Below are 19,933 nucleotides of genomic sequence, written 5' to 3'. Positions count from 1 at the left end.
ATCATGGAAAAAGTTCTCGAAGTCAATAATCTCCATGTTTCGTTTAAAACATATGGTGGAGAAGTGAAAGCTGTCCGAGGGGTTACCTTTGACTTATACAAAGGAGAAACTCTAGCGATCGTGGGAGAATCGGGATGCGGCAAAAGTGTAACATCGCAAAGTATTATGCGCCTGATCCCCAACCCGCCAGGTAAAATTGTGGATGGCTCGGTTCTATTTAAAGGAAAAGATTTAACTAAATTGAAAGAGCCGGAAATGAGAAATATTCGCGGGGCTGATATATCGATGATTTTTCAGGATCCGATGACAGCTCTTAACCCTACTTTAAAGATTGGCGAACAGATTATTGAAGGGATTTTGCAGCATAAATCCATTTCCAGACAAGAGGCCAAAAAGACAGCATTAGAAATACTGAATTTAGTAGGCATCCCTGACCCAGAGGAGAGGCTAAAGCATTATCCTCACCAATTTAGCGGGGGGATGAGGCAGCGTATTGTCATAGCAATGGCTCTCGTTTGCCAGCCGGAAGTATTGATTGCGGATGAGCCTACGACAGCACTGGATGTAACGATACAGGCACAAATACTAGATTTATTTAAAGATATTCAGAAGAAAACAGGTGTATCTATTATACTCATTACTCATGATCTTGGTGTAGTTGCGCAAGTGGCTGACCGGATTGCGGTCATGTATGCCGGAAAAATCGTAGAGGCCGGTTCGAGAAGAGAAATATTCTATCAACCGCAGCATCCGTATACGAAGGGTTTATTAAACTCTGTTCCTCGTCTTGACTTAGAAGGTGCTGATCTCATCCCGATAGGCGGCTCCCCTCCGGATCTATTTTCGCCTCCGAAAGGCTGCCCTTTTACAGCGAGATGCAGCTATGCGATGGAGGTCTGTGAGCGGGCTTATCCATTTAAAACCCACCTAAGTAATGAACATCAAGTTGATTGCTGGCTGCAGGACGAACGTGCTGTGAAAATGCTGGCAAGTATGAAGTAGGTTAGATCTTTCAGAGGGTTTCTAGTTTTTTAAATAGCCTTATTTGCCTATAGCAAGAAGGGTGTGATGACATGAGACCTTTGAAAGTTCTTTTCTATCAGCGATTATCATATAGCTGAGAATAGTAAAAAAATGATCATTCATATTAAAAAGGGGGAAATGGCATGAAAAAGTTTTTATCGCTTTTGCTGACAGGTCTATTGATTTTGGTACTTGCGGCCTGTACAGCAAAGCAGGAGGCAGGAAAAGAGCCTGCAGAAAAAGAGAAGGATGACGGCAAAAAGGAAGAAGAGGTAGTAACTGAAAAGGTTCTTTATTTAAACAATGGCATGGAGCCAACTTCGTTTGATCCTCCAATCGGTTTTGATAATGTTTCTTGGAGTGCATTAAATAACTTAATGGAAGGTTTAACACGTTTAGGCACTAACCATGATCCAGAGGCAGCAACGGCGGAAAAATGGGATGTATCAGAGGATGGGAAAACATATACTTTCCACATTCGTGATAATGCAAAATGGTCAAATGGCGACCCTGTAACAGCGGGCGATTTTGTATTTGCATGGAAACGCCTTTTAGACCCTGAAACCGGATCTCCAGCTTCATTCCTTGGCTATTTCATCGAGGGAGCAGAAGCGTATAACAATGGCGAAGGTTCAGCTGATGATGTAAAGGTTAAAGCAGTTGATGATAAAACATTCGAAGTAACTTTAATTAGTCCACAAGCTTATTTCTTAAGTGTTATTACAAATCCAGCTTTCTTCCCTATTAATGAGAAGGTAGCAACTGAAAATCCAAAATGGTTTGCTGAAGCGGAATCATTTGTTGGAAATGGACCTTTTAACTTAACAGAATGGCAGCATGACAGCCATTTCGTAATGGAAAAGAATGACCAATACTGGGATGCAGGAACTGTGAAATTAGATAAAGTTCATTGGGCAATCATTGATGATACAAACACGGAATACCAAATGTTCCAAACGGGTGAACTTGACGCATCAGCTGTTCCAGCAGATCTTGCTGAGCAAATTCTTGCTGAAGGGAAAGCAAAAGTTGAGGATCAGGCAGGGGATTACTTCTACCGTTTTAACGTAACAATGGAGCCGTTCCAAAACGTAAATATTCGTAAAGCTTTTGCTATGGCTATCGACCAGCAGCAAATTGTTGATTTTGTAACGAAAAACAAACAAAAGCCAGCTTATGGATTCGTTGCCTATGGGTTTAATGATGCGAACGGCAAGGATTTCCGTGAAACAGCAGGCGATCTTGTAAAAACAGATGTTGAAGAAGCAAAAGCTCTTTTAGCTAAAGGGATGGAAGAGGAAGGCTATCAGACACTTCCTGAAGTAACAATTACTTATAGCACAAGTGATTCTCATAAGAAAATTGCTGAAGCTCTTCAGCAAATGTTTAAGGATAATCTGGGTGTAGAAGTGAAGCTTGCTAATATGGAGTGGAACGTATTTGCGGAAGATCAGAAAGCATTGAAATTCCAGTTCTCACGCAGTTCCTTCCTTGCTGACTATGCGGATCCAATTAACTTCCTAGAAAACTTCCAGACTGGCCTATCCATGAACCGTACGGGCTGGAGCAATGCAAAATATGATCAATTAATTAAAGATGCAAAAAATGAAGCAGATGAAGCAAAGCGCTACGAAATGATGTACGAGGCTGAGAAAATCCTATTTGAAGAAATGCCAATCGTCCCACTTTATTTCTATAACCAAGTGAATTTAGAGAATGAAGCTGTTTCAGGCATCGTTCGCCACCCTGTTGGATATATGGAACTGAAATGGGCGGATAAAAACTAAAAGCGGAAGCGCCTGAACTAAAGTTAATTTTAAATTTGAAAAGGGATGTTCGGCTGAACATCCCTTTTTTTAAAAGAATATGATTAAGGAAAGATCGAATTTTCAGGAAGGATGTGCCAGCATGTTAATTAAACCTCGTGCGCTAAAGGCTGGGGACACCATCGGGATTATTGCGCCAGCCAGTCCGCCAAATCAAGAGAATTTGCATCGTTCTTTCGCTTTCATGGAAGATTTGGGGTTAAAGATAAAGCTTGGAAAACATGTGTATGATCAATATGGATATTTAGCTGGAAAAGATGAAGATCGGTTAGAAGATTTACATATGATGTTTGCAGATAGTGAAGTAAAGGCGATTATCTGTGCAGGCGGAGGATATGGAACAGGGAGAATTGCTTCCCATATTGACTACGAGTTGATAAAAAGTAACCCGAAAATTTTCTGGGGCTACAGCGATATTACCTTTTTGCATACGGCTATCCGAAAGCTTGCTGGCCTGATTACTTTTCATGGTCCAATGCTTGCATCTGATATCGGAAAAGTGGATGCAGATCCCCTTTCGAAGGAATACTTTAAGCAATTATTCGCGCCGACTGAGATTCAATATAACGAAGAAATTTCTCCATTAGAAACATTAATTGAAGGCAAGGTAAGCGGGGAAATAACTGGGGGAAATCTGTCCCTTATTGCAAGCACAATTGGCACCCCATTTGAGATTGATACAAAGGGCAAACTTTTATTAATTGAAGATATTAATGAAGAGCCTCGTTCTATAGATAGAATGCTAAATCAATTGCATATGGCAGGGAAGCTATACGATGCTGCAGGACTCATTATTGGTGATTTTAATAACTGTGTTCCGGAAAGGGAGCTTTCTTTATCTCTTGATGAGGTAGTTCATCATTATGCGCTTTTAGCTAATAAACCTGCTATTAAGGGATTTAGATTCGGTCATTGCTCACCGCATATTTCCATTCCGCTCGGTGTAAATGCGGAATTGGATACTGCAAATAAACAATTAAAGGTCGAAAGCGGCATACAGTAAAAAAAGATTTCGTTCAAAGGGTTCTATGATTCAGTTCCTTTTGAACTACCTTAAAGGGTGGTATAGATGAAAATAGACAAAATTGAGACATACAGGGTAGCGATACCACTTATAAAACCATTCAAAACGGCACTTCGCACTGTGACTACAGCTGAGTCCATCTTAGTAAAGGTCACATGCGACAACGGAATAACCGGATGGGGGGAAGCTCCGCCAACGGTCGTCATTACTGGAGAAACTCTTTCAAGCATTGAATCAGCCATTCACCATGTATTAAAGCCATATTTAGAGCAGCAAAGTCTATTAAACTATGAAGCGCTTTTTCAAGGAATTCAATCGATTTTAATCGGAAATTCGAGTGCAAAAGCGGCGATTGATATGGCCTTATATGATTGCCTGTCACAGCAATGCAAGCTCCCGCTTTATCAGTTTTTAGGGGGGCATAAACAGGAAATTGAAACCGACTTTACCGTCAGTGTGAACGGACCCGAAGAAATGGGAGAAGATGCTGTTGCTTACGTGCAGCAGGGCTTTGATGTATTGAAGGTGAAGGTTGGAAAGGATAATATTCTAACCGATATCGAGCGGATTCGTGAAATCAGGGGACGTGTCGGCAAGGCAATAAAAATTCGACTGGATGCTAATCAGGGCTGGTCACCGAAGGAAGCCATTCAAGCCATTCGCAAAATGGAGGAAATGGATTTAAATATTGAGCTTGTTGAACAGCCAGTTAAAGCTTGGGATATAGCTGGTCTAAAACAGGTGACTGATCATGTGGATACTTTGATCATGGCGGATGAAAGTGTCTTCTCACCGCGGCAGGCCTTTGAGGTGATTAAAACTAGAAGTGCAGATTTAATAAATATTAAACTAATGAAATCTGGCGGAATCTATCAGGCTCAAATCATCAATCAGCTTGCAGAGGTAAGCGGAATGGAATGTATGGTTGGAAGCATGATTGAAACACGGATCGGCATTACAGCTGCAGCACACTTTGCGGCCAGTAAGAAAAATATAACCCGCTTTGACTTTGACGCTCCGTTAATGCTGGCGAAGGAGCTAGTAGAAGGCGGCGTTAAATATAAAGGCAGGAAGGTTACACTGCCATCAGAGCCAGGATTAGGCATACGCCATGTTCATGTTGGGGAGGGAGCTTCAATTGGCAATACAATATAAATGGCTAGTAAATGTTCCAGTTGCTACGGTTTGGACATCTTACGACTCTGCGAGGGATATCGATAAAGAAGCAGTGGAGAACCCTGCAGATGTGGAAGTGTGGCTAAATGGCCTGACTTATGAAACGAGCTTAGGGCTATGTAATCAAAACCTCGTCCAAACGCAAGCGTTATTTGGTCAAGAGGTTCTTATTACAGAAGAGAAGGAAGATTGGGCGCAAATCATTGTGCTCGACCAAGCTTCTTCCAAAAATCCGAAAGGCTATCCAGGATGGGTTCCGAAGGCTCAGCTCATTCAGACTCAAGACTGGAAGCTTGATGAGGAAACAATTGCAGTCGTAGACGAGAAAAAGAGTATTCTATATGGAAGCGATTATGAGCCTATTATGATATTAAGCTATCAAACCGTATTGCCAGTAATAGAGGCAGAAGGTGAGTGGGTACGGGTTCAAACGCCATCAGGAGAGGGTCTGTTAAAGGCTGGAGAAATCAGTCAGTATGATACCTGGCAAGCCCGTCCTAAAGGAAATGGACAAAGTATTGTTGCAGCAGGTGAGCAATACCTAGGGCTGCCTTATTTATGGGGAGGAATGAGCAGCTACGGCTATGATTGCTCAGGGTTTAGCTACTCCATGTGTAAGGCAAACGGGTACACGATTCCGCGTGATGCACATGACCAGGCCGCTTCAGGGGAAAAGGTTGAATTGAACGAAATAAAGCCAGGCGACCTTCTATTCTTTGCCTATGAGGAAGGGAAGGGCAAAATTCACCACGTCGGCATTTATTACGGGGAAGGAAAGCTTCTGCATTCCCCTAATACAGGAAAAACGATTGAAATTATTGATTTAAAAGACACGATCTATGAAAAGGAATTATGTGCAGCTAGACGCTATTGGCAAGAGACGGGGGAATAGTTATGACAAATGAAGCATTGTTAGAAGTGAAGCATCTTAAGAAACATTTTTCTTTAGGAAAAGGACAAATTTTAAAGGCGGTTGACGATGTTTCATTCTATATCAAAAAGGGAGAAACGTTCGGAATTGTTGGGGAGTCTGGCTGTGGAAAATCGACGGCCGGACGTACCATTATCGGACTGTATGATCGGACAGAGGGCGAAGTTATTTTTGACGGAAAAAATGTCCATGAAATGAATGAAAAAGAAAAGTTTGCTTTCCATAGAAAAATGCAAATGATTTTCCAAGATCCATATGCTTCGTTAAATCCGCGTTCAACCGTAAAGGAAATCATCTCTGAGCCCATGGAGGTTCATGGGGTATATCCGAATAAGCAGGAACGACTTGAAAGAGTATATCAATTATTAGAGGACGTTGGTCTTAATAGGGATCACGCGAATCGCTATCCACATGAATTTAGCGGCGGACAAAGACAGAGAATTGGGATTGCCCGCGCCCTGTCACTAGACCCGGATTTCATTATTGCAGATGAACCGATTTCCGCGCTGGATGTATCTGTTCAGGCACAGGTTGTTAACCTTTTGAAGAACTTACAAAACAAAAAGGGGTTAACGTATTTATTTATCGCCCATGATTTATCCATGGTCAAACATATTAGCGACAGGATAGGCGTTATGTATTTAGGGAACCTTGTGGAATTAACGGAAAGTGCTAATCTTTATAAAAATCCACTTCACCCATATACACAGGCTCTTTTATCAGCTATCCCGATTCCAGACCCGGATGTAGAAGACAGGCGTGAACGAATTATTTTACAGGGAGAGCTTCCGAGTCCAATTAATCCGCCAAGTGGATGTGTATTTAGAACTCGCTGTCCATATGCGATGGAAGCTTGCGCAACGATGAAGCCTGAGTGGCAGGAAGTGGAGGAAAGCCATTTCGTTGCTTGCCATTTATATAATAAAAACGTGACAGGTGACTCTAACAACTCGCAAGTAGCTGTTACGTTGCGTGCGAAAGAGTAATGATGGACAATTTAAAAAGACAGGTTTCTGAACTTGTTGCTCATTGTGAAGGAAGAGTCGGATTAGTTATTGAAACTTGTGAAGGCCGGATTGAAATCAATCATAACGATAAATTTTCTGCAGCGAGCCTGATTAAAATTCCTATTTTAATAGAGGGATTTCGGCAGTGTGAAAAGGGGCTTCTTGATCTTCACGAATATTTACTAGCTTTGCCTTCTAATCGAGTAGGAGGCGCCGGGGTCATACAAGCTTTGTCGGCTGATTTGACATTAAAGATAATCGATTTAATGGCATTAATGATCATTGTTTCTGATAATAGTGCGACAAATCTAGTGATTGATCGGGTAGGAATGACTGAAATCAATGAGTGTATAAAAGCGCTAAACCTGCAAAACACTGAACTTAACCGAAAGATGATGGATTTTGAAGCGAAGAAAAATGGGCTAGACAATTTTACGACTGCGAATGATATGTTAACTTGCTTAAAGGTCATTGACCAACATCGCTTTTTATCAAAGGAGAGCTCGGATAAGGCCTTTAGTATACTGGAAAAGCAACAGTTTAAGAATAAGCTTGCTGAGACGATCGATTCAGAGGCTGTGCAAGTTGCTAATAAAACGGGAGAATTACCTGGTGTGGAACACGATTGTGCAATTTTTAAGTACGGCGGAAAAACAATTTATGCCGCTGTTTTGATTGATCAGCTTTCTAGCCAGGAGGAAGGCAAGCAGACACTAGTACAAATCGGTAAGGTGCTTTCTAATTTTATGAAGAGTTGAAGGACGTTCTATCTTTGAGGATAGGGCGTTTTTTTCTTCGGGGCTGGCAATTGGCTGACAAACCACCAGAATTGGCTGATAAACGGACTGATTTGGCTGACAAATCCCCAGAATTGGCTGACAAACAGGTCGATTTGGCTGATAAATTCCAAAATGGCTGGCAAATGGCAGGGAAAATTGCAAAAAGGCGAAGTTATTTCGGCTAAAAGCGTCAAAAAAGGCTTGTAGATCAATCCTCTCTACAAGCCAACCAGTATATTTTCATCCTGTTAATATATCTTCCTTAGGATAACGCACTTTTTGTTCCTTTTGATGGCGGGCAAATGAAAATACTAATGTTAAAGGGCCTAATTTGCCAAGGAACATAATAAAGATAATGATCAGTTTCCCAATTTCAGATAAGTCTCCCGTTAGTCCCATTGTGAGTCCAACGGTACCGAAAGCAGACAGGACTTCAAAAACAAGTTTTATAAAAGGCTGATTTTCTGTAATGGTAAGGAAGAATATCGCGATAAAGATAAACAGGATGCTAATCATTGTAATGGCTAAAGCTTTAATAACGAATGTATCAGCAATGGTTTTTCGAAAAACTACAATAGCGCTCTTCCCTCGTATAAAGGCTGTTACAGCTAGAATAAAAATAATAAAGGTTGTCAGCTTAATCCCGCCGCCTGTAGAAGCACTGCCAGCACCAACAAACATGAGTAAAGTCATGAAAAACGCAGTGGGATCCTCAAGGCCGCTAAGATCAATCGTATTAAATCCGGCAGTTCTAGGGGAAACGGCTTGAAAATAAGTGGCCCAGAATTTCTCCCAGCCGGTTAAAGGCCCTAATGTGTTTGGATTATTGTATTCTAAAAGAAAAATAATAATCATTGATGCTATGTTGACAGCAATTGTGCTTGTAATCATAAGCTTGGAATGTAAAGATAACTCTTGAAATCTTTTGGCTCTTCTCAAATCAATTAAAACCGTAAAGCCAATCCCGCCAATAATAAATAAAAGCGAAATCACGAGATTAATGACAGGATCTCCTACAAAGCCCATAAGATTATCCTCCCAAAGAGCAAAACCTGCATTATTGAAGGCTGAAACAGAATGAAACAAACTGTAGTAAAGACCTTTTGCTAAACCGTATTCAGGGATAAAACGGATCGAAAGCAAAATAACGGCGCAGCCTTCAATGGCAAAAGAAAAGATAAATAAATTCCGAACAAGACGAATAATTCCCCCAAGTGAAGTCTGATTCAAAGCATGCTGCATAATGAGCCGCTCTTTAAAGCCAATTTTCCTTCCAAGCATGAAATAAATCAAAACAGCAAATGACATAATTCCTAAGCCGCCTAATTGGATGAGACACATAATAACAATCTCTCCAAATAGAGTGTAGGTCGAACCTGGATCAACAACATTGAGACCCGTTACTGTCATAGCAGATGTAGTCGTGAACAGTGCATCAACCCACGAAATAGAGTGCTCTGTAGATATGGGAAGTTTTAAAAGGATTGTCCCGACACCAATAAAGAATGCAAATACAAGTACGAGAAGCTGAGGTGGACTGATTTTTAATGTTTTATTCATCATGGCTCATCTGCCCCCTTTTTCCCAAAAAGGAAAAATGCCCTTTCATGAAAATTCCTCCAATAATTAAGCTCTATTAAAGAGTTCCCCAAAATAATGTGTTTAATAAAATACTCCTGAAAAGAGGGAATGTCAATAAAAAATTTTCGAGGACACAGAGTGCGTTATTTCAATTAAATGCGCCCAATTCAGGGGCTAAGAGGACACAAAAGCCGCTATTGACGAAAAAACACAATGAAATCCATGCTTTTTGGCAAAATAAAGGAACCCCTGTCCACAAACATTAGGAATTGCCCAATTTGGCTGGGATAACGGAAAGAGTGTCCGCAGGGAGTATCATAGGCTTGCAGTTTTACAGAAAAAAAGACCAAATCAATACGCGATTTGGTCTGCCAATGCTTTTACCTCTCTTTTTCAATACAGTCTTTTCGAATAACTTTCCTCAAGAGATGTATGAATGGTTTCGCTATTTACATCTGGTAAATTAATATGATCTGCTAATATTTGCGGTGGATATGGCAATTGATCTTTTGAGGCCCAAGTTTCTGGGTACCAAAGCTTTGACCGCTTAAAGGCCTTTGCACAATGGATAAAGCACTCTTCTACCTGTACCCCGATGCCAAGTGAAGGGACCTTGCCGTGAACCGCCATTTTTTCGAGAATATCCGAATCTTTAATGATGCATGCTTTTCCATTTATTCTTAAAGTTTCTTCGAGGCCTGGAATGACAAAGATTAGACCGACATGGGGATTAGCAATGATATTCCTCAGCGAATCTATCCGTTTGTTTCCGGGTCTTTCAGGAATAACGATATGCTGCTGATCTATGATATGTACAAAACCAGGCGCATCCCCGCGGGGAGAAGTATCACAGTTTCCATTTGCATCCGAAGTTGAAATAAATAGAATGGGAGATTTTGCGATAAAATCCTTGCAGTGATGATCTACATGATGGATTACCTTATTTGCCACATTCTTGCTAGGTGTTCCTAATAATGTGCGAAGTTCTTCCTCAGAAGAAACGGTTTCCTTAAAAATCATTATTTAATTCCCTCCTAAAAAACTTTCAAGCTCCTAATCGGTTCCTGGACATTCTAATAAACCGAAGCTGGGGTATGGAAATGCCAATTAAAATAAGAGCAATCCCAATCGTTTGCGCACTTGATATTTCCTCTCCCAATATAAGCATGGCAGCGACAATCGCAGCAGGCAGTTCAGCAGACCCAACAATGGTAGCTAACCCAGCGTCAATTTTCGGTGTTCCAATCGCAAAAAGGACGATTGGGAAAATCGCTCCGAAAAACGCCATGGCTAAACTATATTTCCACAGGCCATCAAGGTGAACCCCATTTGTAAGAAGCATAGGACCTGCAATGAATAAGAGAATGATAAGTCCTCCAAGTGTAATAAAAATACTTCTTTGAATAGTTGGCACAGCTGTTGCCACTTTTCCGCTTGCAAAAATAAATGATGCATACGTAACAGCAGATAATAATCCATAAACCAAACCATCTATTTGAAGAGGTTGGGCGCTGCTGCTCAAAAGATTACTAGCAAAAACCGTACCAATAATTAGAAAGATGACAGAAAGAATTTTATTTTTGCTTGGCATCTTCTTTTCATAAAGGGCTTCTAGTAATATACCAATCCATGTGAATTGAAATAAGAGAACAATGGCCAGGGAAGCGGAGGCACGTTCAAGGCTTAGCCCATAAAAAATTCCTGTCAGGCTTAAGGCAGTCCCAGTTAACATCAGTGACCCAGCTTGTTTAAAGCTAATTTTTACCCGTTTAATAAAGGGAGAGGTTATTAAAAGCAACAAAAAACCAAATAAGTACTGGCTGCCAGTTAATTCATATACTGTATGGCCGGCAATTAAACCTGTTTTGACGATAGATGCTAAAACCCCATAACTGCACGCACCGATGAGAATAAAGAGTGAGTACTTGAAGTTATTCATATGCTGTTGCTCCTTAAAACGTATTCATAAGATAATCTTACCATTTTCTTGCAAACTTTAGTTATTATTTTAGGATTGGGCTTTCTTCATGAGAAGGATCCTTGTCATCATCTTGAGATGCTTTTCCTAACTCCTTGTTTATAAAATAAAAACCGCTCAATGACACAATCGTAAAGCCCCAGTTTAGTATTTGTCTTAAGATGATTCCTTTATCAAATGCTTCTACACCATATTGTTGAATAAGCCACGTTTTAATCGTTGCCAAAATGATGAACTTAAGGGCAAAGCCAGCGGTAATCCAGCTGAAGATCGTTATTATTTTCTTCTCAAAGAAGAGGGACTTCATCTTTGAACGATCCTGCCCTTGCATTTCCGTTAAATCAAGCGCCATATATAAAAAAATAGGCTTTTTGAAGATAATGGTTCCAAAGTAAACAGCGCCTAATATATAAGAATAAATGACGTTATTCCACAGTAGCTGGAGAGCTGAACCTGCTAGTACATCGATGAGGAAGCCAATGATTAGATTGGTTAGTAAATAAATACCGAAGAAGTTAATTTTCTTAAGCTCATAAAAGCGGTATAGACTGTATAGAATACCTGGTACTGAAGATAGAATCATGGCCATGTAGTCCCCGAGCCACTCACGTCCTAAGTTCCATACTGCCAAGGGAAACACAACATAAAAAATAATATCAAGCAGAACAATATATTTCTTCAATTGACCACATCCTACAAAATAGTTATTGATATAGTTCACTATTTAGAAGCCAATTCCTCTTTTTAACGAAAAAAAGCCAGTGAGGAATCTCACTGACTTTTCATCTATCTTATATTATTCTCCTAAGTAAGCGCTAAGCATCCAAATATGTGTATCAATTTTTGCTATGAGTCCGACTGCTAGATCATTAGTTGCGTCTTCATTTTGTTCGTCAGCTAAATCGGCTAGCTCTTTTAGCTCGGATTTTAATTGCTTGTAATCGGCAATTAAACTTGAAACCATTTCATTTGAAGTTGTTTCGCCTTTTGTTTCTTCTAGTGTTGCCAAGTTTAGGTATTCCTTCATTGTTGCGACAGGTGTTCCGCCAATTGTTAGCAGGCGTTCTGCAACCTCATCTACAACACTTGCAGCCTCATCGTAGAACTCCTCGAATTTCTCATGAAGCGTGAAGAATAATGGTCCTTTTACTAACCAATGATAGCGGTGAAGTTTTGTGTAAAGGACACTCCAATTTGAAATTTGAACATTTAATGCTGAATATAAGTTATCCATTATTACATCCTCCTCTGTTATATCTAACCTTATTATAACATATACAATATTAAAATCAATACTTAATTATAATAACTATAAATAAGTATTGATTATTAAAAGCTTAGCCATAAAAGGAACCATTTTGTTATTAGCTTTTCTTCTTTTTTCGAATAAATACATAAATAATATAGCCTATGCTGTTAATGGAACATTCCCCTCAATTTGGTGATTTAAACGTAAAACATTTAGTATTTAGCGGGTAAATCATCTACAATATAGGAAAGGTCGCATTCAGTAAGGGGTTTTATGATGCTCATTAGTTTGTTTTTTCTATTAGGTGCCTGTATTAGTGTATTGTCTGGATTTTTCGGGGTTGGCGGAGGGTTTATCTTAACCCCACTGCTCATGCTTTTTGGCTATTCTCCTATAGAAGCGGTGACGACAAGTTTATTATTTACACTTGGAACTTCATTTTCAGGAATCACCACACATATCCGCTTAAAAAACATCCTTTGGAAAAATGGAATCATTCTCGGCATAAGCGGAATTGCCGCCACTCAGCTGGCAAAGCCATTTGTGCTATTCTTGGAAAACAGAGGCTTGGATGAATGGGTAATCCCGATCTTCTATATTATTTTACTCTCTTATTTTGCCATGAAAATGTTTAAACAAGGGCGTAAGAAAGAGGGGGCTGAAAAAAGCAATCCTGTTGGGCCATCCATAATAAAAATGATTCTGATCGGGGCATTCGCCGGATTTGTTTCTGCAACATTAGGTGTGGGCGGAGGCTTTATTATTGTGCCGCTTTCAGTTGCCTTTTTGGGCTTGGAACCGAAGAAAGCAATCGGAACAAGTCTTTTTACCATTTTTCTAATCGTTCCAGTCGCTTTTTTATCGTACGCATTCACGGTTCCGATTAATTATAAGGTAAGTCTGCTTCTTGTTGCGGGCGGTCTCATCGGCTCATCTTTTGGCGCGAAGCTGACGAGATATTACGAAAATAAAGAAATAACTCTGCTGCTTAGCAGCATCTATATTGCAACCTTAATTAGTGTCATCTTTAAACTTATCGGTTTAAGTATCGTCGGACTAATTTTACTAGGCTGCTTTATTCTGTATTTCTTTATTAAATCCATTATGAAGGTTCAAAACTATAAGGCAAAAACCAAAGGATCAGTATGAAAAAATCGGGCAGAAAATATGCCCGATTTCTTAATTTGCTCTTTTCGCCACGTATTTGGCATCAGATGCAAACATATAAGCTTTATGGTGGTACCTAATACTGAAAATAAGACCCATTGCCATCATATTGCCCATTAAGGAGCTTCCCCCATAGCTAATAAAAGGAAGAGGGATCCCTGTAATCGGCAGAACTTGAATGGTCATCCCGATATTTTGAAAAACGTGGAACGTAATCATACTGATTACACCCACACAAATATAAGTATTAAATGGATCCTTCGTTTCAAGAGCCGTTTTCGTCAAATGGTAAATGAGAAGGAAAAATAAACTTATAACCAAACTGCCGCCAATAAATCCATATTCTTCGCCTATTACGCTAAAAATGAAATCTGTATGACTATCAGGAATATAAACCTGTCTTTCGCTAAAGCCTTTTCCTGTTAAAAGGCCGGAACCGATGGCCTGCAATGATTTATAAAGCTGCAATCCTGCGCCCTGTTTATGGCCGGCTGGATCGATCCAGGAGTATATTCGAAATAATTGATACGTTTGAATACTAAAGTGTTTTTCCAAAAACTCAGGCGCCCAAATGACGAGGTATAGAATGGTTCCACCAAAAGCGCCACCTAATCCATAAATAGGGACGATGATCTTCCATGAGATCCCTGATACTAAAATAATCCCTGTTGCAATAGCGATGACTACTAGGGCAGTACCTAAATCCTCAATAAGAATCAGACCTAATGGAACAGCTGTTACAATTCCAATTTTAAATAAAAGATATAAATCCGTTTTGATCGTTTTGACGATAAACTTTTCGTAATGGTTGGCAATGACTCTGCTTAACGTAATGATAAGAAAAATCTTCACGAATTCAGATGGCTGAAAGGAACCAAGTGCAGGAACTTTATACCAGAGCCTTGCTCCCTTTATTTCGGGTACTAAACTTAAGGGTGCGATAAACAACCCAATGAGAAGCAAGATCCCCAGTCCGTAAAGAATCCAAGATAGTCTTTTGATTTGTTCGCTGTCAAAATACATGACAACTCCAATAATCACAATCCCTACTACATAGTTCTTAACCTGGCTTAACACAAAATTGCCTTCATATTGCCCGGATGCTTGCCCGCTATAGATAGAGATACAGCTGATTAGAAAAAATATAAATAAAAGAAGACATAAAGTCCAATCGAATCGTTCGGCTACTTTAATTGGCTTATTCATTAAGCATACACCTATTCCTATTCATTCTTACTATTTCATCGTAACAAAGAAAAAATACCCTTTCAATGCATTTCCACTGAATACCTTATATGACGAAAAAAGAAGCCAAGAAGTTTCCAAAAAATAAAAGCACGGAAGAAGATCCATGCTTTTACATTAGATGATTAATAAACATTGTTGCAATCCCAAAGTATGTCACTAGTGAGAAAATATCATTTAGTGTTGTAATTAACGGCCCTGAGGCAACAGCAGGGTCAACTTTAAAACGGTACAAAATTAATGGAATGATCGTTCCTGCAAGTGTCCCAATAATTAACGTAAGGAATAATGATACGCCGACGACGATTCCCAAAATGGCATTATCTTGCCAGAAAAAAGCAATAAGAAATATTAGAATTCCACAAATCAAACCGATAATCAAGCTTACCCCAAATTCCCTCATAATGAGATTAAATACCGCTTTCTTGTCGATATCATTCGAAACAAGCCCTCTGACAACGACAGCAAGAGATTGAGTTCCGGTATTTCCAGTCATCCCCGCTATCATTGGCATGAAAAAGGCAAGAGCGACAACCTTTTGCAGAGTTTCTTCAAACCCGCTAATAATGCTGCCTGATAAAATTCCAATAAATAAGAGCAAAATCAGCCACGGCAGTCTTCGGTATGCTGCAACGAAGGCCTTTGTTTCAAAATCAATGGATTTTCCGGTTGCAGATATTTTTTCAAAATCTTCGTTTGCTTCTTGGATTACAACGTCGATAATATCATCGACTGTAGCAATTCCCATCAACACATTTTCTTCATTGACGACAGGAATCGCGAGAAAGTCATATCTTTCAACGAGTCTTGCTACTTCCTCCTGATCCGTTGTCACGGAAACCGAAATCACTCGTTCGTACATAATATTTTTAATAATCTCGGAAGGCTCGGCAATAAGGAGGTCACGGTAAGATACAACACCGACCAATTTCCGATCTTGATCAATGACGTACAAATAATTAATGGTCTCGGCAAGTTCAGCAAACGATTTAAGCTTTCCAACCGCATCCATAATGGTATAGTAATCACGAATCCAAACGAAGCGGTTTGTCATTAATCGCCCAGCTGTTTCAGGCGGATAATTCATAATGTCCTGAACAATTTCGGATTCGCTTTTCTTCATTCCGGAAAGAAGAGAAGCGATTTTTTCAGGAGATAAATCATCCAAGAGAAGGGCTAAGTCATCGTTGTCCATTAAATCGAGAACTTCTCCTGTTTTCTCGATGCCTAATTTATTTAAAACCTCAAGCTGATCTTCTTTGCTTAGCTCCTGAATTAAGTCCGCAAGCCGGTCAACATTCATGAAAAGCAAAAAACGTGTTTTATGCTTTTCTGGAAGGTCTTCGTAAATTTGGGCAATATCATAAGGCTGCAATTCATCGAGAATGGTTTCAAACTCTTTTTTCTTGTTTTCTTTTAATGTTTTAATAATGTGAAGAGTGATTTGATTTTCTGTCATATTCTGAATCATTCGACTCACACTCCTTTCGCGGGAATGAGGTTTTATCTTTAAGGCACATGCGCCATAATGAATAACATACCATTATTATTATAAAAAAAGTTGCTATTGAAAGAAATGCAGTTATGATAAATATAATTAAAACTTTTTTAAGGAAAATAATATTAAATGATACATTACCTGATTTTAATTGGTAAGATGATTCTGTTATTAAATATCTTATTAAATGGACTCTTTTATTCTGAAGCTGTAAACAATTTTGATCATTCGTACGGAGGTTTCACCATTGAAAAAGAGGAATTATAATATTCGGGATATCATCTATATTCATTTGAATGAACGTGAGCAATATGTGATGACGTTCGGAATTGAATTTGCTGAGTTCACACAAGCTTTGTTCGATACGATAAACAATCTGCTATTGTTAAAGCATCGCTATGATGATGCTGACTTTAATATGCACACCTTACATGAATATGTATCAAAAGACAAGCTGAGAAAGCTAATGGATAAAGATGTATATGGGTATGGTGATTTCTGCTGGATTGATTTCGAAGAGGAAGAGGATTTAAATGAGCTTTCGGGCCAAGCCATCGCAGAGCTTTTATACATTGGGCATTTGAAGGAGCATCTGAAACCGCCTTTTTATAATAATTTAAGCAATCGGTATGTTTATTTAGCACATGATGACGGCTGGTTTAATAAAACGTATTATCGGGATTTTAATGATTTTTTCCGAATGCTTGGGGAAGTCATCCCAGAAAAGATGGGCCATACAAAGGTAGAGAAATCATTGCTTGGCTTAAAGAAAAAGAAAACCTATCCGCCGATCCCAAATGATATTCTGCGTACATTGAAGCCGCTTATGAGAGACGGGGTTATTCTGTCTATTAAAGATATTGAACAAAATCGGACAAAAATTGAAATACCAGTTTGGCCGATAGGCGATTTTGCCGATATGGATGAAATGTATGAGGAATACAAATATATTGTGAAAACCCCATGTGCGGCAAAGCTTGTCTTTGATAAAAAGCTGAGGGAATGGAAAATGTACGGCCAATAATAGAATGAAAAAATATCTTTGCCCCATTTTCTAAAAAGATAGTGTATAATCGGAAGTGCGGAAAATTTCATACATATTTAAAGAATGGGTGTCTTCTTAAAAGGAAGACTTAAAAGGGAAGTTGGTGTTATTCCAACGCGGTCCCGCCACTGTAAATGGGAGCTTACTGCATTTAGCCACTGTACAAGCCATGTATGGGAAGGCGCAGATTTGCTACGACCATGAGCCAGGAGACCTGCCTAATTCTTATGCACCACAAGCCTACGAGGATAGGAGGTGTTTGACAGGTACAAGCCTTTATTTTCACGTATGCCTATGCAAACATCTCCATATTACAAGTGGGGATGTTTTTTTAATTTCAAAAGATTGGGGATCTGGGATTTTAGGTTAGGTGCATCCCTATTTCAAAATTGGAGGAATTTAGAATGAAAAAGCTTTATTCATTATTATTCGCATTGCTGTTGGCTGTTGGCATTTTGGCAGGATGCGGGGGAAGTGCAGAAGAACCAAAGGAAAATGCGGCTGAGAAAGAAACGCAGCCAGCACAAGAAGAGAAGGCTGAATTTCCAGTCACTATTAAGGATGCCCTCGATAATGAGGTTGTCATAGAATCGAAGCCAGAGAAAATCGTTTCACTGCTTCCAAGTAATACGGAAATTGCATTTGGATTAGGTCTTGATAAGGAAGTTGTAGGCGTGTCTGATTTTGATAATTATCCGGCTGAAGCTGCCGAAAAAGAAAAAATTGGCGGGATGGAATTTAATATCGAGAAAGTTATTTCTCTAAGCCCGAACCTCGTATTGGCCCATGAATCTAGCGCACATAATGTAGAAGCAGGTCTACAGCAGCTAAGAGATGCAGGGATTACTGTTCTAATTGTTAATAATGCAGCGAATTTCGATGATGTCTTTAAGTCTATTAACATGATTGGGACTGCTGCTGGGAAGAAGGAAGAAGCAGAGACTCTTGTTGAAAGCATGAAGGCAAAGCTAGAAGAAATTAAAGAAAAAGCTGAAGCCATTAAGGACGAAGACCGCAAAAAAGTGTTTGTTGAAGTTTCTCCAGCTCCGGAAATTTATGCTGTTGGAGCGAACACGTTTATGGATGAAATGCTAAAAATGATTCATGCAGATAATGTTGTAACCGAAGAAGGCTGGCCAAAAATGGATCCAGAGGCGGTCATTGAAAGAAATCCGGATGTAATCATTACAACTCACGGATATTATACAGAGGACCCTGTTGGAAATGTGCTGGGCCGTGATGGCTGGCAGGAAATTAATGCCGTTAAAAACAATCAGGTGGTAGACGTAGATTCCGATACCGTTACGCGTTCAGGCCCAAGGCTTGTTGAAGGAGTAGAGCTACTTGCAAAAGCTATTTACCCGGAAACATTTAAATAATAAAATCTTTGCCTATATCATAGCAGCCGGATTTCTAGTTATCGCTATGCTGCTGGGCATTTCCATTGGGACAGTTTCTGTTCCTGTGATGGATATTATTAAGATTATTGGTGCAGAAATTTTCCGCTTCACACCAAATGAACAAGTTGATTCTATGTTTTCAAATATCGTCATGAATATCCGTCTTCCTAGGGTTATTCTGGCTGGCTTGGTAGGCGCATCTCTCGCAATTGCGGGAGCCGCCTTCCAAGGTTTATTGAGAAATCCCCTCGCAGACCCGTATACGCTTGGCGTTTCTTCAGGTGCCTCAGTGGGAGCTGTTATTACACTATTCTTCGGACTTTCCATTCCGTTTGTAGGCTTATTTACGCTTCCATTGTTAAGCATCCTTTTTTCTTTTGCTACCATTTTTCTCGTTCTGCTATTTGCCCGCCAAGTGGAACGATCGATGAAGGTAGAGACGATTATTTTAACAGGTATTATTTTCAGTTCCTTTTTGGGAGCCTTTATCTCACTGATGATTGCTTTAACAGGCGAGGAATTAAGGCAAATTATTGGCTGGCTGCTTGGAAGTGTATCCATGCGAGGCTGGGCATATATCAATATTATCATTCCATTTTTTATTATTGGGTCAGTTATACTGATCATAAATAGCAATGAACTGAATGCCATGTCCTTTGGGGAGGAAAGAGCCCAGCATATCGGCGTGAATGTGCAGAGAAGAAAGCTGATGATTCTTATTGCAGGCTCGATGCTAACAGGAGCGGCTGTGGCGGTTTCAGGTACAATCGGTTTTGTAGGGCTCGTTATTCCACATTTGACTAGGCTGCTGTGGGGCCCGGATCATAAGCATTTATTGCCTTTATCCATTTTAACAGGCGGCGGCTTCCTTATTCTTGCCGATCTTGTAGCAAGAACGATTATCTCTCCAACTGAACTTCCCATTGGCGTCATTACAGCGCTTATAGGAGCACCTGTATTTGCAATTATTTTGATGAAACGAAGAACGGAAAGAAGAGGATAAA

Annotated in this window: 19 protein-coding genes and 1 riboswitch; of the genes, 12 read left to right on the top strand and 7 right to left on the bottom strand. The window is 39.7% G+C overall.

Features of this window, described 5'->3' with window-relative positions:
* Positions 1 to 3: 3 nt before the first annotated feature.
* The 8 genes from AR328_RS21475 (at position 4) to AR328_RS21440 (ending at position 7,951) form a co-directional block, all read left to right on the top strand.
* Positions 4 to 1,002, top strand: coding sequence for an ABC transporter ATP-binding protein (locus AR328_RS21475; RefSeq protein ID WP_066301821.1), 999 nt, complete (start codon positions 4 to 6; stop codon positions 1,000 to 1,002).
* Between the two features lie 164 nt (positions 1,003 to 1,166).
* Positions 1,167 to 2,810 (top strand): peptide ABC transporter substrate-binding protein, encoded by a 1,644-nt coding sequence (locus tag AR328_RS21470; protein WP_066301815.1) that lies wholly within the window; start codon positions 1,167 to 1,169, stop codon positions 2,808 to 2,810.
* Between the two features lie 121 nt (positions 2,811 to 2,931).
* Positions 2,932 to 3,852, top strand: coding sequence for a S66 peptidase family protein (locus AR328_RS21465; protein WP_066301812.1), 921 nt, complete (start codon positions 2,932 to 2,934; stop codon positions 3,850 to 3,852).
* A gap of 66 nt (positions 3,853 to 3,918) precedes the next feature.
* Positions 3,919 to 5,028 (top strand): dipeptide epimerase, encoded by a 1,110-nt coding sequence (locus tag AR328_RS21460; protein ID WP_066301809.1) that lies wholly within the window; start codon positions 3,919 to 3,921, stop codon positions 5,026 to 5,028.
* A complete protein-coding gene (locus tag AR328_RS21455; RefSeq protein WP_066301804.1) occupies positions 5,012 to 5,941 on the top strand; it encodes a C40 family peptidase in 930 nt (309 codons plus the stop codon). Before AR328_RS21460 ends, AR328_RS21455 begins: the two co-directional genes overlap by 17 nt.
* A gap of 2 nt (positions 5,942 to 5,943) precedes the next feature.
* Positions 5,944 to 6,966, top strand: a complete 1,023-nt coding sequence (locus tag AR328_RS21450) for an ABC transporter ATP-binding protein (RefSeq protein WP_066301798.1) — start codon at positions 5,944 to 5,946, stop codon at positions 6,964 to 6,966.
* 2 nt (positions 6,967 to 6,968) lie between these two features.
* Positions 6,969 to 7,745 carry a serine hydrolase gene (locus AR328_RS21445; protein ID WP_231735075.1) on the top strand — a complete coding sequence of 259 codons (777 nt, stop codon included), beginning with the start codon at positions 6,969 to 6,971 and terminating at the stop codon, positions 7,743 to 7,745.
* Positions 7,746 to 7,795: 50 nt separating this feature from the next.
* The gene (locus AR328_RS21440; RefSeq protein WP_156422769.1) at positions 7,796 to 7,951 is read left to right on the top strand and encodes a hypothetical protein; all 156 of its coding nucleotides are present in this window, start codon (positions 7,796 to 7,798) and stop codon (positions 7,949 to 7,951) included.
* Positions 7,952 to 8,006: 55 nt separating this feature from the next.
* Here AR328_RS21440 and AR328_RS21435 read toward each other — a convergent pair whose 3' ends face one another.
* The 5 genes from AR328_RS21435 to AR328_RS21415 form a co-directional block, all read right to left on the bottom strand.
* Entirely contained in the window at positions 8,007 to 9,329 is a 1,323-nt protein-coding gene (locus AR328_RS21435) for a TrkH family potassium uptake protein (RefSeq protein WP_066301787.1), read from the bottom strand.
* Positions 9,330 to 9,740: 411 nt separating this feature from the next.
* Complete coding sequence (locus tag AR328_RS21430; RefSeq protein ID WP_066301786.1) at positions 9,741 to 10,367, bottom strand: pyridoxamine 5'-phosphate oxidase family protein; 627 nt, start codon at positions 10,365 to 10,367, stop codon at positions 9,741 to 9,743.
* Positions 10,368 to 10,392: 25 nt separating this feature from the next.
* Positions 10,393 to 11,286 carry an EamA family transporter gene (locus tag AR328_RS21425; protein ID WP_066301785.1) on the bottom strand — a complete coding sequence of 298 codons (894 nt, stop codon included), beginning with the start codon at positions 11,284 to 11,286 and terminating at the stop codon, positions 10,393 to 10,395.
* 64 nt (positions 11,287 to 11,350) lie between these two features.
* Complete coding sequence (locus AR328_RS21420; RefSeq protein ID WP_066301778.1) at positions 11,351 to 12,007, bottom strand: VC0807 family protein; 657 nt, start codon at positions 12,005 to 12,007, stop codon at positions 11,351 to 11,353.
* A 114-nt stretch (positions 12,008 to 12,121) separates the two neighbouring features.
* Positions 12,122 to 12,559: a Dps family protein gene (locus AR328_RS21415; protein WP_066301776.1), complete on the bottom strand. Its 438-nt coding sequence runs from the start codon at positions 12,557 to 12,559 to the stop codon at positions 12,122 to 12,124.
* A gap of 291 nt (positions 12,560 to 12,850) precedes the next feature.
* On the opposite strand from AR328_RS21415, the gene AR328_RS21410 reads away from it, so the two are divergent.
* Complete coding sequence (locus tag AR328_RS21410; protein ID WP_066301774.1) at positions 12,851 to 13,723, top strand: sulfite exporter TauE/SafE family protein; 873 nt, start codon at positions 12,851 to 12,853, stop codon at positions 13,721 to 13,723.
* Between the two features lie 30 nt (positions 13,724 to 13,753).
* Here the strand turns inward: AR328_RS21410 and AR328_RS21405 are convergent, their stop codons facing one another.
* Together AR328_RS21405 and mgtE are read right to left on the bottom strand one after the other, a co-directional pair.
* Positions 13,754 to 14,947: an FtsW/RodA/SpoVE family cell cycle protein gene (locus AR328_RS21405; RefSeq protein ID WP_066301771.1), complete on the bottom strand. Its 1,194-nt coding sequence runs from the start codon at positions 14,945 to 14,947 to the stop codon at positions 13,754 to 13,756.
* Between the two features lie 151 nt (positions 14,948 to 15,098).
* Positions 15,099 to 16,457, bottom strand: coding sequence for a magnesium transporter (gene mgtE / locus AR328_RS21400; RefSeq protein ID WP_066301768.1), 1,359 nt, complete (start codon positions 16,455 to 16,457; stop codon positions 15,099 to 15,101).
* A gap of 274 nt (positions 16,458 to 16,731) precedes the next feature.
* Here mgtE and AR328_RS21395 point away from each other — a divergent pair, with 274 nt between their 5' ends.
* The 3 genes from AR328_RS21395 to AR328_RS21385 all read left to right on the top strand — a co-directional run bounded on the left by AR328_RS21395 (position 16,732) and on the right by AR328_RS21385 (position 19,932).
* The gene (locus tag AR328_RS21395) at positions 16,732 to 17,508 is read left to right on the top strand and encodes a hypothetical protein (protein WP_066301766.1); all 777 of its coding nucleotides are present in this window, start codon (positions 16,732 to 16,734) and stop codon (positions 17,506 to 17,508) included.
* A gap of 69 nt (positions 17,509 to 17,577) precedes the next feature.
* Positions 17,578 to 17,765: riboswitch (cobalamin riboswitch) on the top strand.
* Positions 17,766 to 17,933: 168 nt separating this feature from the next.
* Positions 17,934 to 18,908: an ABC transporter substrate-binding protein gene (locus AR328_RS21390; RefSeq protein WP_066301763.1), complete on the top strand. Its 975-nt coding sequence runs from the start codon at positions 17,934 to 17,936 to the stop codon at positions 18,906 to 18,908.
* On the top strand, positions 18,874 to 19,932 hold the full coding sequence (locus AR328_RS21385; protein WP_066301760.1) for a FecCD family ABC transporter permease: 1,059 nt from the start codon (positions 18,874 to 18,876) through the stop codon (positions 19,930 to 19,932). The genes AR328_RS21390 and AR328_RS21385 overlap by 35 nt, the downstream gene beginning before the upstream one ends.
* The last annotated feature ends 1 nt before the right edge of the window (position 19,933 follow it).

This window comes from Bacillus sp. FJAT-29937, from assembly GCF_001509555.1.
Classification (GTDB): domain Bacteria; phylum Bacillota; class Bacilli; order Bacillales; family Cytobacillaceae; genus Cytobacillus.
Note: the sequence above shows the minus strand (reverse complement) of the source record. Positions and strands in the feature narration are given on the sequence as shown.